The sequence below is a fragment of the Rhizobacter sp. genome, assembly GCF_031412075.1.
Classification (GTDB): domain Bacteria; phylum Pseudomonadota; class Gammaproteobacteria; order Burkholderiales; family Burkholderiaceae_C; genus Rhizobacter.
In genome coordinates this window covers 1-11,924 of record NZ_JANOCG010000118.1, presented here as the reverse complement: position 1 = coordinate 11,924, position 11,924 = coordinate 1, and the positions used below count along the sequence as shown (strand labels likewise).

At 64.4% G+C, this 11,924-nt stretch carries 11 protein-coding genes and 1 tRNA gene; 8 read left to right on the top strand and 4 right to left on the bottom strand.

Annotated elements, in window-relative coordinates; all coding sequences use genetic code 11:
* Window positions 1-333 (bottom strand): fumarate hydratase (locus RMO40_RS04280; protein WP_309716779.1); only part of this gene is annotated, 333 nt, incomplete at its 3' end.
* A 50-nt stretch (window positions 334-383) separates the two neighbouring features.
* Between RMO40_RS04280 and nhaA the strand changes: the two genes are divergently transcribed.
* Entirely contained in the window at window positions 384-1,604 is a 1,221-nt protein-coding gene (gene nhaA / locus RMO40_RS04275; RefSeq protein ID WP_489660104.1) for a Na+/H+ antiporter NhaA, read from the top strand.
* Here nhaA and RMO40_RS04270 read toward each other — a convergent pair.
* Window positions 1,598-2,203: a YqhA family protein gene (locus RMO40_RS04270; RefSeq protein WP_309716773.1), complete on the bottom strand. Its 606-nt coding sequence runs from the start codon at window positions 2,201-2,203 to the stop codon at window positions 1,598-1,600. The genes nhaA and RMO40_RS04270 overlap by 7 nt on opposite strands.
* A 156-nt stretch (window positions 2,204-2,359) precedes the next feature.
* On the opposite strand from RMO40_RS04270, the gene acs reads away from it, so the two are divergent.
* On the top strand, window positions 2,360-4,327 hold the full coding sequence (acs, locus tag RMO40_RS04265; protein ID WP_309716771.1) for an acetate--CoA ligase: 1,968 nt from the start codon (window positions 2,360-2,362) through the stop codon (window positions 4,325-4,327).
* Window positions 4,328-4,389: 62 nt separating this feature from the next.
* On the opposite strand, the gene RMO40_RS04260 is transcribed toward acs, so the two are convergent.
* A complete protein-coding gene (locus tag RMO40_RS04260; protein ID WP_309716769.1) occupies window positions 4,390-4,701 on the bottom strand; it encodes a c-type cytochrome in 312 nt (103 codons plus the stop codon).
* A gap of 127 nt (window positions 4,702-4,828) precedes the next feature.
* Between RMO40_RS04260 and RMO40_RS04255 the strand changes: the two genes are divergently transcribed.
* Entirely contained in the window at window positions 4,829-5,086 is a 258-nt protein-coding gene (locus RMO40_RS04255) for a TIGR04438 family Trp-rich protein (RefSeq protein ID WP_309716768.1), read from the top strand.
* A gap of 75 nt (window positions 5,087-5,161) precedes the next feature.
* Here RMO40_RS04255 and ilvD read toward each other — a convergent pair whose 3' ends face one another.
* A complete protein-coding gene (gene ilvD / locus RMO40_RS04250; RefSeq protein ID WP_309716765.1) occupies window positions 5,162-6,844 on the bottom strand; it encodes a dihydroxy-acid dehydratase in 1,683 nt (560 codons plus the stop codon).
* Between the two features lie 109 nt (window positions 6,845-6,953).
* On the opposite strand from ilvD, the gene RMO40_RS04245 reads away from it, so the two are divergent.
* From RMO40_RS04245 to RMO40_RS04225, 5 genes are all read left to right on the top strand, one after another.
* Window positions 6,954-7,898 carry a LysR family transcriptional regulator gene (locus tag RMO40_RS04245; protein ID WP_309716762.1) on the top strand — a complete coding sequence of 315 codons (945 nt, stop codon included), beginning with the start codon at window positions 6,954-6,956 and terminating at the stop codon, window positions 7,896-7,898.
* Between the two features lie 60 nt (window positions 7,899-7,958).
* Window positions 7,959-8,771 (top strand): prolipoprotein diacylglyceryl transferase, encoded by an 813-nt coding sequence (lgt, locus tag RMO40_RS04240; RefSeq protein WP_309716759.1) that lies wholly within the window; start codon window positions 7,959-7,961, stop codon window positions 8,769-8,771.
* Entirely contained in the window at window positions 8,768-9,472 is a 705-nt protein-coding gene (gene dnaQ / locus RMO40_RS04235) for a DNA polymerase III subunit epsilon (RefSeq protein WP_309716756.1), read from the top strand. The genes lgt and dnaQ overlap by 4 nt, the downstream gene beginning before the upstream one ends.
* Before the next feature lie 35 nt (window positions 9,473-9,507).
* Window positions 9,508-9,582 (top strand) — tRNA-Val (locus RMO40_RS04230).
* Window positions 9,583-9,701: 119 nt separating this feature from the next.
* On the top strand, window positions 9,702-11,924 hold a 2,223-nt coding region (locus RMO40_RS04225; protein ID WP_309716753.1), incomplete at its 3' end, for a hypothetical protein.

The window sequence follows — 11,924 nt, the reverse complement described above, 5'->3', positions numbered from 1 at the left end:
GCGCAGCTTGTTGTCGGGGTCGAGGTAGGCGCGGCGCACGCCTTCATTGACGGCGTCCTCGACGCCGACCGGGAAGCCCTCGAAGCGCACGTCCATGCCGATCTTCAGGAACACGTTGACGATGCCGGTGTCCTGGCAGATCGGGCGCTTGCCTTCGGCGCACATCTTCGAGTTGGTGAGGATCTGCGCGATCGCATCCTTGGCCGCCGGGCTCTGCTCGCTGGTGTAGGCGCGCGCGAGATGGGCAATATAGTCGGCAGGGTGGTAGTAGCTGATGTACTGCAGGGCTGCGGCGACGCTCTCGACAAGATCGTCGTGGCGGATGATGGTCATGGAGTGGCTCTCTCAGGCGGGAAGCCACAATTTTACTCAGGGGGGTGGGCGTGGTGAGTGACGCGTTTCGTCGTTTCTTTGCGGCAGAGTCCGCTGGCGGCATCGTGCTGGCACTGGCCACCCTCCTGGCGCTCGCGATCAGCAACTCGCCCTGGGGCGCCGACTACGAGGCATTTCGCAACATCCCCGGTGAGCTGCGCATCGGCCGTGAGTGGCTGGTGCTGTCGAAGCCTCTGATCCTGTGGGTCAACGACCTCTGGATGGCGGTGTTTTTCTTGCTGGTAGGCCTTGAGATCAAGCGCGAGCTGATTGCCGGCGAACTGGCAAGCCCGCGCCAGGCCCTGCTGCCCGCCGGGGCTGCCTTGGGCGGCATGGTGGTGCCGGCCGGCATCTATGCCCTGTTCAACATGAACGACCCGGTGGCCTTGCGCGGCTGGGCCATTCCGGCGGCGACCGACATCGCCTTTGCGCTGGGCATCCTGATGCTGCTGGGCTCGCGTGTGCCGGCGTCGTTGAAGATCTTCCTCACGGCGGTGGCCATCATCGACGACCTGGGTGCCATCGTCGTCATCGCCTTTTTCTACACCGCCAACCTGTCCTTGCCGATGCTGGCCGCGGCGGGTGTGGGCCTGGTGGCCTTGTTTGCGCTGAACCGCCTGCGGGTGATGAGCGTGCTGCCCTATCTGTTCGTGGGCGCCATCATCTGGGTCTGCGTGCTGAAGTCGGGTGTGCATGCCACGCTGGCAGGCGTGGCCACGGCCTTTGCCATTCCCTTGCGAGGTGCTGCAGACGACGAACACTCGCCGCTCGAGATGCTGGAACACGCGCTCCACCCCTGGGTGGCGTTTCTGGTGCTGCCGACGTTCGCCTTTGCCAACGCCGGCGTGTCGCTGCAAGGCATGACGGTTCAGACGCTCACGCAGGCCCTTCCACTGGGCATTGCGGGTGGCCTTGTGCTGGGCAAAGCGATTGGTGTCTTTGGTACGTCGTGGCTGCTGACGCGGCTGGCCGGCGTCGAGCTGCCGGACGGGGCCAACCGCTGGCAGTTTTTTGGGGTATGCGTCTTGTGCGGCGTCGGCTTCACGATGAGCCTTTTCATCGGCGGCCTGGCGTTTGACGGTCAAGGGCCGGGCTACGACACGCAGGTCAAGATCGGCGTGCTGGGCGGCTCACTCATCGCCGGCGTGTTGGGCACGGTGATCTTGTTGCGCGCCGAGCGGCGCGGCCCGTCGCGCCGCCGCCAGCAGCACCAGCCATCGCGGTTTCAGTGAGTGGATGCGTGGCTGCTGGTCAGGATCTTGTCGGTCCAGGCGATGGCCAGGGCCGAGAACAGGAAGGCCACGTGAATCAGCGTTTGCGCGATCAGCACCCGGTCGGTCAGCGCACCCGCATTGATGAAGGTCTTGAGCAGGTGGATCGATGAGATGCCGATGATGGCCGTGGCGAGCTTCACCTTCAGCACCGAGGCGTTGACGTGGCTCAGCCACTCGGGCTGGTCGGGGTGGCCGTCAAGATCCATGCGCGAGACGAAGGTCTCGTAGCCACCCACGATCACCATGATCAGCAGGTTGGAGATCATCACCACGTCGATCAGGCCCAGCACCACCAGCATGATGATGGTCTCGGTGAGTTTGGTTCCCTTGGCGGCTTCGCCGGTCACGCCGACGGCACTGAAGATCGCCTGCATGGCGGTCTGGTCGCCGAAGGCGGCCTCGATCAGGTGCACCAGCTCGACCCAGAAGTGAAACACGTAGACGCATTGCGCCAGGATCAACCCCACATAGAGGGGCACCTGCAGCCATCGGCTGGCAAAAATCAGCGAGGGCAGGGGCCGCATCTTGCGGGCAACAGGGTCATGTGGCGAGGCCATGGAGGCTTTCAGGGATTGTCCGGATGCTGCGGATTTTAGTTGCCTCACCATGACAGGCACGCAGCGTGCGAGCAAAGTCGTGCGTGAGTAAGCCGTTCGTAAGAGCCCCGGCTTATGGTGCAGCCGAGTGCCCACAATCGAGCTCAGGAGACTTTCATGACCGACCACGCCACCACGCTCTATGCCCCGCCCGCCGCTCTTGTCGAGAAGGCCCACGTCTCCGGCATGGCGGCCTACGACAAGCTTTGCGCCGAAGCCGAAGCCGATTACGAGGGGTATTGGGCCCGTCTGGCGCGCGAGTTCGTGAGCTGGAAGAAGCCCTTCACCGAGGTGCTCGACAGCAGCGAGGCGCCGTTCTTCAAGTGGTTCGAAGACGGCACGCTGAATGTTTCGTACAACTGCCTCGACAAGCAGGTCGAGGCCGGCCTGGGCAACAAGGTCGCCATCATCTTCGAGGCCGATGACGGCCAAGTCACGCGCGTGACCTACAGCGAGCTGCTGGCCAAGACCTGCCGCATGGCCAACGCGCTGAAGGCGCAGGGCGTGAAAAAGGGCGATCGGGTGGTCATCTACATGTCGATGTCGGTCGAGGGTGTGGTGGCGATGCAGGCCTGTGCACGCATCGGCGCCACCCACTCGGTGGTGTTCGGCGGCTTTTCGGCGCAAAGCCTGCGCGATCGCATTGAAGACGCCGGCGCGGTGATGGTGATCACGGCCGACGAACAAATGCGCGGCGGCAAAAAGCTGCCCTTGAAAGCCATCGTCGACGAAGCCATCGGCCTGGGCGGTTGCGACAGCATCAAGAGCGTGATCGTCTACAAGCGCACCGGCGGCAAGGTTGGCTGGAGTGCGCGCGACAGCTGGATGCACGAGCTGGTGGCGGCACAGGCCGACACCTGCGAGCCGGAATGGGTTGGCGCAGAACATCCGCTGTTCCTGCTCTACACCTCGGGCTCCACCGGCAAGCCCAAGGGTGTGCAGCACTCGACCGGCGGCTACCTGCTGCATGCCGTGCTCACCACCAAGTGGACGTTTGACCTCCAACCCGACGACATTTTCTGGTGCACCGCCGACATCGGCTGGGTCACGGGCCACACCTACATCGCCTACGGCCCGCTGGCGCTGGGTGGCACCGAGATCGTGTTCGAAGGTGTGCCCACCTACCCCGACGCCGGCCGTTTCTGGAAGACGATCCAGGATCACAAGGTCAGCATCTTCTACACCGCCCCCACGGCCATCCGCTCGCTCATCAAGGCGGCCGAGAGCAATGAGGCGGTGCACCCCAAGCGATACGACCTCTCCAGCCTGCGCATCCTGGGTTCGGTGGGCGAGCCGATCAACCCGGCCGCCTGGGAGTGGTACCACCTGCACATCGGGGGCGGGCGTTGCCCGATCGTCGACACCTTCTGGCAGACCGAAACCGGTGGCCATGTGATCACCCCGCTGCCGGGTGCCACGCCGCTGGTACCGGGCTCCTGTACGCTGCCCTTCCCGGGCATCATGGCCGCGGTGGTGGATGAAACCGGCAAGGACGTGCCCAACGGGCAGGGCGGCATCCTGGTGATCAAGAAGCCTTGGCCCTCGATGATCCGCACCATCTACGGCGATCCCGAGCGCTTCAAGAAGAGCTATTACCCGGAAGATTTCAAGGGCAAGTACTACCTGGCGGGCGACGGCGCCATTCGCGACGAAAAAACGGGTTACTTCACCATCACCGGGCGGATCGACGACGTGCTCAACGTCAGCGGCCACCGCATGGGCACGATGGAGATCGAGTCGGCCCTGGTGTCATGCACCGACCTCGTGGCCGAAGCGGCGGTGGTGGGTCGCCCCGACGACACCACGGGTGAAGCGATCTGCGCCTTCGTGGTGCTCAAACGCCCGCGCCCCTCGGGCGACGAGGCCAAGGCCATCGCCAAACAACTGCGCGACTGGGTGGGCAAGGAGATCGGCCCGATCGCCAAACCGAAAGACATTCGTTTCGGCGACAACCTGCCCAAGACGCGCAGCGGCAAGATCATGCGGCGCCTGTTGCGCTCGGTGGCCAAGGGCGAGGCGGTCACGCAGGACACGTCGACCCTGGAGAACCCCGCGATCCTCGAGCAGTTGGGTCAGGCTTACTGAGCTCGCGGCCCCATGAAAAAGGCCCCGCATGCGGGGCCTTTTTTCGTCAGGCAAGAAGCGAATCACTTCTTCTGGGTCAAGATCCACTGAACCAGTTGTTTGGCCTCGGCATCACTCACGGCGGTGTTGGCCGGCATGGGAACCGGGCCCCACACACCAGCGCCACCCTTGATGACCTTTTGCGACAGCTTGTCGACGGCGTCTTTCTGGCCGGCGTACTTGGCCGCCACGTCTTGGTAGGCGGGACCAACGAGTTTCTTGTCGACGGCATGGCAGGCCATGCAGTTCTTCTTCTGGGCAAGATCAGCATTGGCAAAAGCCGGGCCAGCCACCAGGGCAGATGCGGCAAAAATCAGCGAAAGCAGAGACTTCATGGTTTCCTTTCGGTGCCAGAGACAGAAGGTGATTTACATTTCCAGCACTTGCCGGACTCAACGCATTCTACGGATGCTCGGTTGACGTCGATCTGGTGGAGAACTATCCCGTCTCGGGGCCTTGACCATGTACTTTGTCATTCTTGGCGTGTTGCTGTTGCTGATGAAAGTCACCGAATACGGCCCGGTGGCTTTGTGGTCGTGGCTGGCGGTGTTGTGGCCCTTTGGTGCCGCCGTGGTGTGGTGGGCTTGGGCCGACAGTACCGGCTACACCAAACGCCGCGAGATGGACAAGATGGATCAACGGGTCGCCAAGCGCCGCGAAGAAAACCTCGCCAACCTGGGCATGGACGCCAAGGGGCGCCGCGGCAAAGCCAAGAAATAGAACGCTTGTCGGGACAGAGGCAAACAAAAGCGGCCCGCAGGCCGCTTTTTTTTCATGCCGAGGGCGGTTCGCCTCTCATTCGAACTTGTCGAGCACCGCACCTGCGCTGGCACTGGAGGCATTGCGCATGAACTTGGCGAGCACACCCCGCGTGTAGCGCGGCGCAGGGGCCTTCCACACCGCGCGGCGTTTGGCCAGGTCGTCATCGCTCACATGGAGTTGCAGCGTCAGCGTGTGCGCATCGATGGTGATGGAGTCACCTTCTTGCACCAGCGCAATGTTGCCGCCGGCATAAGCCTCGGGCGCCACGTGGCCGACCACCATGCCCCAGGTGCCGCCAGAGAAACGGCCGTCGGTGATCAGGCCCACCGATTCACCCAGGCCCTGGCCGATCAATGCACCCGTGGGCGCGAGCATCTCGGGCATGCCGGGGCCGCCCTTCGGGCCGAGGTAGCGCAGCACCATCACGTCGCCGGCTTTGATCTTCTGCGCCATGATGGCCGCGAGCGCCGATTGTTCGTCGTCGAAAACGCGCGCCGGGCCGGTGATCACCGGGTTCTTCAGGCCGGTGATCTTGGCCACGCAGCCTTCGGGCGAGAGGTTGCCTTTCAGAATGGCGAGGTGGCCTTCGGCGTACATCGGGTTGCCGATGGGGCGGATCACGTCTTGGTCGGTGCGCGGCGCATCGGGTACGGCGGCGAGGTTTTCGGCCACCGTCTTGCCGGTGATGGTCATGCAGTCGCCATGAATCAAACCGGCCTTCAGCAGCGTCTTCATCACCTGCGGGATGCCGCCTGCTGTGTGCAGATCGACCGCGAGGTATTTGCCCGAAGGCTTCAGGTCGCACAAGACCGGGATTTTGCGGCGCACACGCTCGAAGTCGTCGATGCTCCACTCGACTTCGGCCGCATGGGCGATGGCCAGGAAGTGCAGCACCGCGTTGGTCGAGCCGCCGGTGGCCATGATCACCGCCACGGCGTTTTCGATTGATTTGCGGGTGACGATGTCGCGCGGCTTCAGGTCGTTCTTGACCGCCTCGACCAGCACGCGCGCCGCCTCTTGGGTCGACACGGTGATCTCGTCGTGCACATTGGCCATGGTGCTCGAGAACGGCAGGCTCATGCCCAGCGCTTCGAACGACGAGCTCATGGTGTTGGCGGTGTACATGCCGCCGCACGAGCCGCTGCCTGGGATGGCGCGGCGCTCGATCTGGCAGAAGTCTTCTTCGCTCATGTTGCCGGCGCTGAATTGGCCGACGGCTTCGAACACGCTGACGATGTTGAGGTCTTGCCCCTTGTAGCGGCCCGGCAGGATGGTGCCGCCGTACACATAGATCGCCGGCACGTTGGCGCGCAGCATGCCCATCATGCCGCCGGGCATGTTCTTGTCGCAGCCGCCGACGACGAGCACGCCGTCCATCCACTGGCCACCGACGCAGGTCTCGATGCAGTCGGAGATCACCTCGCGCGACACCAGGCTGTACTTCATGCCCTCGGTCCCCATGGCCATGCCATCGCTGATGGTGGGGGTGCCGAAGATCTGCGCGTTGCCGCCGGCGGCTTCGATGCCGGCCACGGCGGCGTCAGCGAGTTTTTGCAAGCCGGAGTTGCAGGGCGTGATGGTCGAGTGCCCGTTGGCCACACCGATCATCGGCTTCTTGAAGTCGCCTTCTTCGTAGCCCAGGGCGTAGTACATCGAGCGGTTGGGCGCGCGCGCGACACCCTCGGTGATGTTCTTGGAACGGCGGTTGATGCTCATGGCGATTTCCTGGCTGTGTACTGGCTGAGGGGCTGGGCAGGTGGCAAGTATCCCGTTGCGGCAATCGATCGTCCAATATATCCAAGGCCCTGGATTAATATGCGGCGCCATGAGTGACAGCACGCTGATCGAGATGAGGGTGTGGCGGCAATTCCTGGTGCTGGCTGAAACGCTGCACTTCGGCCGCGCCGCGCAAAAGCTGAACATCACCCAGCCACCGCTCACGCTGGCGGTGCAGCAGCTGGAAGCGCGTTTGGGCGTGATGCTGTTCGAGCGCACGCGGCGCCAGGTGGCACTCACGCCGGCCGGGCAGGCGTTGGTCGAGCCGGTGCGCCAGCTGCTGCAGCAAGCAGACTCGCTTGCAGGCATTGCACAAGCGGCGGGCCATGGTGCGGTGGGGCGGTTGCGGCTGGGTTTCGTGTCGACGGTCGGGTTCGGGCCGTTGCCCCACTGGCTGCGTGGCTTTCGCGAAGACGAACCTGGCATCGACGTGGTGTTGCGCGAGGCCACCACCGACGTGCAGCTGCGCGCCTTCGAGCAAGGCGAGGCCGATGCCGGCTTCGTGCTGCATGCGCCCAACATGGCGCCCGAGGGCACTGGTGCGCGGCCGCTCGCGCGCCTGTCGGTGAGCATCGAGCCGATGGTGCTGGCGGTGCCGGAATCCTCGCCGCTCAACAGCTCGCGCCGCCTCACGCTGGCGCAGATCCTGGCGCAGCCGCTGATCATCTTTCCGCGCGGCATCGCGCCGTCTTTGTACGACGCCGTGCTGGCCTTTTATCACCGCCACAACGCTTCGCTGGTGATTTCGCAAGAGGCCATCCAGATGCAGACCATCGTCAACCTGGTGTCGGCCGGCCTGGGGCTGGCGTGGGTGCCCGAGTCGGTGACCACGCTGCAACGCCCTGGTGTGGTCTACCGGCGTTTGCCAACGGCGCTGGTGTCGGCGGCGCCACGCGCCGAGACCAGCCTGGTGTGGCCAACCGATGCGGGCCCGGTGGTCAAGCGTTTTGTCGACTTCGTGGCGCGGTCCGTCACCCCGCATCCCACTGTTTGAGCGAGGGCGGGCCAGCGCGTGCGGTATCGTTCGCGCTGCTTCCGTACCCCGGCCCTGCCCATGCTTGTTCACCCCCAATTCAACCCCGTTGCCCTGCAGATCGGCCCGGTCGCCATCCACTGGTATGGCCTGACCTACCTGGTGGCCTTCGGTCTTTTCCTCTGGCTCGCCTCGTTGCGCGTCAAGAGGCCGCATTTCGCCCAGTCGGGCTGGACCCGGCGCGACGTTGAAGACCTGCTTTTCTACGGGGTGCTGGGCGTGGTGGTGGGGGGCCGCCTGGGTTTCGTGCTGTTCTACAACTTCGAGCACTACATCAAGAACCCGTTGGAGGTGTTCGCGGTGTGGAAGGGCGGCATGTCTTTCCATGGTGGCTTGCTCGGTGTGGGTGCAGCGATGGCGCTGTTTGCCCGCTCGCGCAAGCGCGCCGTGTTGCAAACATTCGATCTGATCGCGCCGTGTGTGCCCACCGGCCTGGCGTCGGGGCGCATCGGCAACTTCATCAACGGCGAGTTGTACGGGCGCGTCGCTGACCCGAGCCTGCCGTGGGCGATGGTGTTCCCGCAATCGGGCAGTGCTGAGGCGCGCCACCCCTCGCAGCTGTATCAGTTCGGGCTCGAGGGCATGCTGCTCTTCGTGCTGCTGTGGCTGTATGCGCGCAAAGAGCGTGCGCCGGGGCAGGTGACGGGCGCCTTCGTCTTCGGTTATGGCGTGTGCCGCTTTGTCGTCGAGTATTTCCGCCAGCCCGACAAGGGGTTGGAAAACCTGGCGCTGGGTTGGAGCATGGGCCAGTGGCTGTGCGTGCCGATGATCGTGGGTGGTGCGGCGCTGTGGGTCTGGGCGGCGAACAAGGGCCCCAAAGGAGCCGCAGCATGAGACAGATCTTTTTCGACACCGAAACCACCGGGCTGAGCCCCGAGTCGGGCGACCGCATCATCGAAATCGGCTGCGTCGAGATGCTCAACCGCCGCCTCACCGGCAACAACCTGCACTTCTACCTCAACCCCGAACGGTCGAGCCATGAAGACGCGGTGAAGATCCACGGGCTGACCGACGAGTTCCTGGCCGACAAGCCGCTCTTCGCCACGGTGGTCGACGAGTTGATGGACTACCTGAGTGGCGCCGAGGTCATCGCCCACAACGCGAGCTTCGACGTGGGCTTTTTCAACGAAGAACTCCGGCGCGTGGGGCGCCCCAAGTTCCCGGCCTGCGTCGAGAAGATCACCGACACTCTGGTGATGGCGCGCGAGATGTTTCCCGGCAAGTCGAACTCGCTCGACGCCTTGTGCAAGCGGCTCGAAGTCGACAACTCCAACCGCACCCTGCACGGCGCCTTGCTCGATGCCGGCTTGCTGGCCGAGGTCTACATCCGCATGACGCGTGGGCAAGACTCGCTGGTGATCGACGCCAACGAGTCTTCGCGCAGCGACGTGGTCATCGCCGCAGTCGACTTCAGCCTGTTCGAGCTGCCGGTGATCGCGGCCAACGACGAAGAAGCCGCAGCGCACGAAGTGGTGCTGGGCGAGCTCGACAAGGCGTCGGGTGGCAAAACCGCTTGGCGAAGCTTGTCGGCCTGAGGCCATGGCATAATCCGTGGCTTCCCGAACAATTCGGGCGGTTAGCTCAGTGGTAGAGCACTGCCTTCACACGGCAGGGGTCGCAGGTTCGAACCCTGCACCGCCCACCAGCATCAAGCTGAACACAAGGCCCTGGCGCATCGCCCGGGCCTTTTTGTTGTTTGAAGCGGTTTTTTTCGTCCTGTACCCTTGCGCCCGGCGTGTTGTGAGCCGTTCCTTTGGAGACCTTATGCCGTTGTTCCGGATCCTGGCCCTGCTGATGTGTGGATGGTGGGCGGGCAGCACCTTTGCGCAAAGCATCGAACCCGCCAAAGACTGGCAAAGCGCTGACAGCGCGCACTTTCGCGTCAATTACCGCTCGGCGTGGCGCGCCCAGGCCGAGCGTGTGGTGCAGGCGGCCGAACGTGCCTACCCCAAGGTCACCCAATCGCTGGGTTGGGAGCCGCGTGGCCGCACCGAGATCTTGCTGATCGACCAGTACGACCTGGCCAACGGTTACTCGACACCGCTGCCCTACAACATCATCGGCGTGTTCCTCGCGCCGCCCGATGAAGGCGAGCTGCTCGACAACAGCGACTGGCTCGACCTGTTGCTCACGCACGAGTTCACCCACACCGTGCACCTCGACAAGGTGCGGGGCGTGCCGGGTGTGATGCAGCGCATCTTTGGCCGCCAGCCGCTGTTCTTCCCGAACCTCTTCGAGCCGGGTTGGATGATCGAAGGCCTGGCGGTTTATGCCGAGAGCGACCCTGCCACCGGCCGAGGCCGCCTGCAGGGCCCGGTGTTTGAAGCCTGGCTGCGCGCCGAAGCCAAACGCGGCTTTCTCTCGCTGCGCGAGATCAATGCCGACGGCCGCGCCTTGCCGCTTTCGAAGTCTTATCTGTACGGCGCGTACTTCTATGAGTTTCTGGCTCGCAAGTACGGGGCCGACGCGATCTACAAAGGTGTCGACCATTACAGCGGCAACCCGCCGCTGTGGCCGCGCCTGCACACCAACCCGCGTGGCGCCACCGGCAAGACCATGGACCTGCTGTGGGACGAATTCCTCGCCGACCTGCGCGAGCAAGTGCAGCTTCGTTCGCAGGCGTTGACCAGCGTGCCCGAATCGGTGGGTGAGCGGCTCGTCGGCCCGTTGTTTGGCGTGGGCTCGGTGGCGACCTTGCCCGACGGCTCCACGCTCGCCGTGCTCGACGACGGCCTGAACCACGCCAAGCTGGTGAAGTTCGCCCCCAATGGTCAACAAACGACGCTGGGCGACATCAACCGGGCCGCCGAGCTCAGCGTGGCGCCCGATGGGCAGGTGCTGGTGGCCCAGCCCGACATCTGCAACTGGCGCTACCTGGCCTTCGACGTCTACCGTCTGCAAGCCGATGGCTCGCTGCGGCAGCTGACCCATTGCGCGCGCCTGCGCCAGGTGGTGCCGGCGGGCGAGGGCATCGTCGGCCTGCAACAAGGTCAGGGCCAGACCCGCCTGGTGGTGTTTGATGCCGCCGGTCAGCAGCAGCGAGTGCTGTGGGAGCCGTCGCCCGAAGTGAGCCTGATCGACCTGGCCGCATCACCCGACGGCAAGCAGGTGACGGTGGTCAGCAAGCGTGTCGGTGACTGGCGTGTGGAAACCTTCGACCTGGCTCAGCCGGCCGCCGCGCCGCGCCTGCTGTTCACCCACAACGCACCGGTGCACGGCCTGGTGCATGGCAAGGCCGGCCTGGAGTTTCTTGCGGTGCGCGAGGGTGTGTTCAATGTGTGGCGGCTGGAGGGCACTGAATGGGTCAAGCTGAGCCACACCCACACCCGCGTGGTGTCACATGGCGGTACCCAGCCTGATGGCTCGCTCACGCTGGGTGTGGTGGCGCCGGGCGGTTATGAGCTGCGCCGCATGGCGGCCACGCCGGCCTTGCAGCGCGCGCCGGTGGTGGCTGCGGCCGCCAGCAGTGCCTCGGCGCCCGCAGCGGCCCCGGTCACGCTGCTGAGCGAAGCCACACCCTATCAGTCGTGGCGCTCGATGGTCCCCCGCAGCTGGTTCCCGATGGTGACGGGCGAGTCAAGCTTGTTTGCGGTGGGTGCAAGCACCTTTGGTTCTGATGCGCTCGGCTGGCACAAGTACGCCGCCTCGCTGCAATACGAAACCACGCAGAACGAGCTGCTGGGCAGCTTGCAATACCTCTTCCAGGATCAGCACTTGATCACCTTGCAGCGCGAAGTGACGGCCCGTGCCTGGCAAGACGGCAACGAAGAAAAAGACGTCACCGCCTACGACCGTGAAACCCGCGCGCAGTGGCTGAGTGTTTTGCCCTGGCTGCGCCTGGATCGGCGCATCGCTTTTGGCGTGGGGGCTGCGCTCGATCATGTGGAACGTGTGCACCCCGAGCGGGCCACCACCGTCGGCATTCCCAGAACCGAGCGTCTGCTCGCAGCCTTGCTCAGCTACGACACCACCGGCAGCAACTGGTGG

Coding starts and splice junctions, on each gene's coding strand:
- RMO40_RS04260 (WP_309716769.1), bottom strand. CDS start 4,701: ATGAAGTCTCTGCTTTCGCTGATTTTTGCCGCATCTGCCCTGGTGGCT.
- acs (WP_309716771.1), top strand. CDS start 2,360: ATGACCGACCACGCCACCACGCTCTATGCCCCGCCCGCCGCTCTTGTC.
- RMO40_RS04245 (WP_309716762.1), top strand. CDS start 6,954: ATGAGTGACAGCACGCTGATCGAGATGAGGGTGTGGCGGCAATTCCTG.
- ilvD (WP_309716765.1), bottom strand. CDS start 6,844: ATGAGCATCAACCGCCGTTCCAAGAACATCACCGAGGGTGTCGCGCGC.
- RMO40_RS04255 (WP_309716768.1), top strand. CDS start 4,829: ATGTACTTTGTCATTCTTGGCGTGTTGCTGTTGCTGATGAAAGTCACC.
- lgt (WP_309716759.1), top strand. CDS start 7,959: ATGCTTGTTCACCCCCAATTCAACCCCGTTGCCCTGCAGATCGGCCCG.
- dnaQ (WP_309716756.1), top strand. CDS start 8,768: ATGAGACAGATCTTTTTCGACACCGAAACCACCGGGCTGAGCCCCGAG.
- RMO40_RS04270 (WP_309716773.1), bottom strand. CDS start 2,203: ATGGCCTCGCCACATGACCCTGTTGCCCGCAAGATGCGGCCCCTGCCC.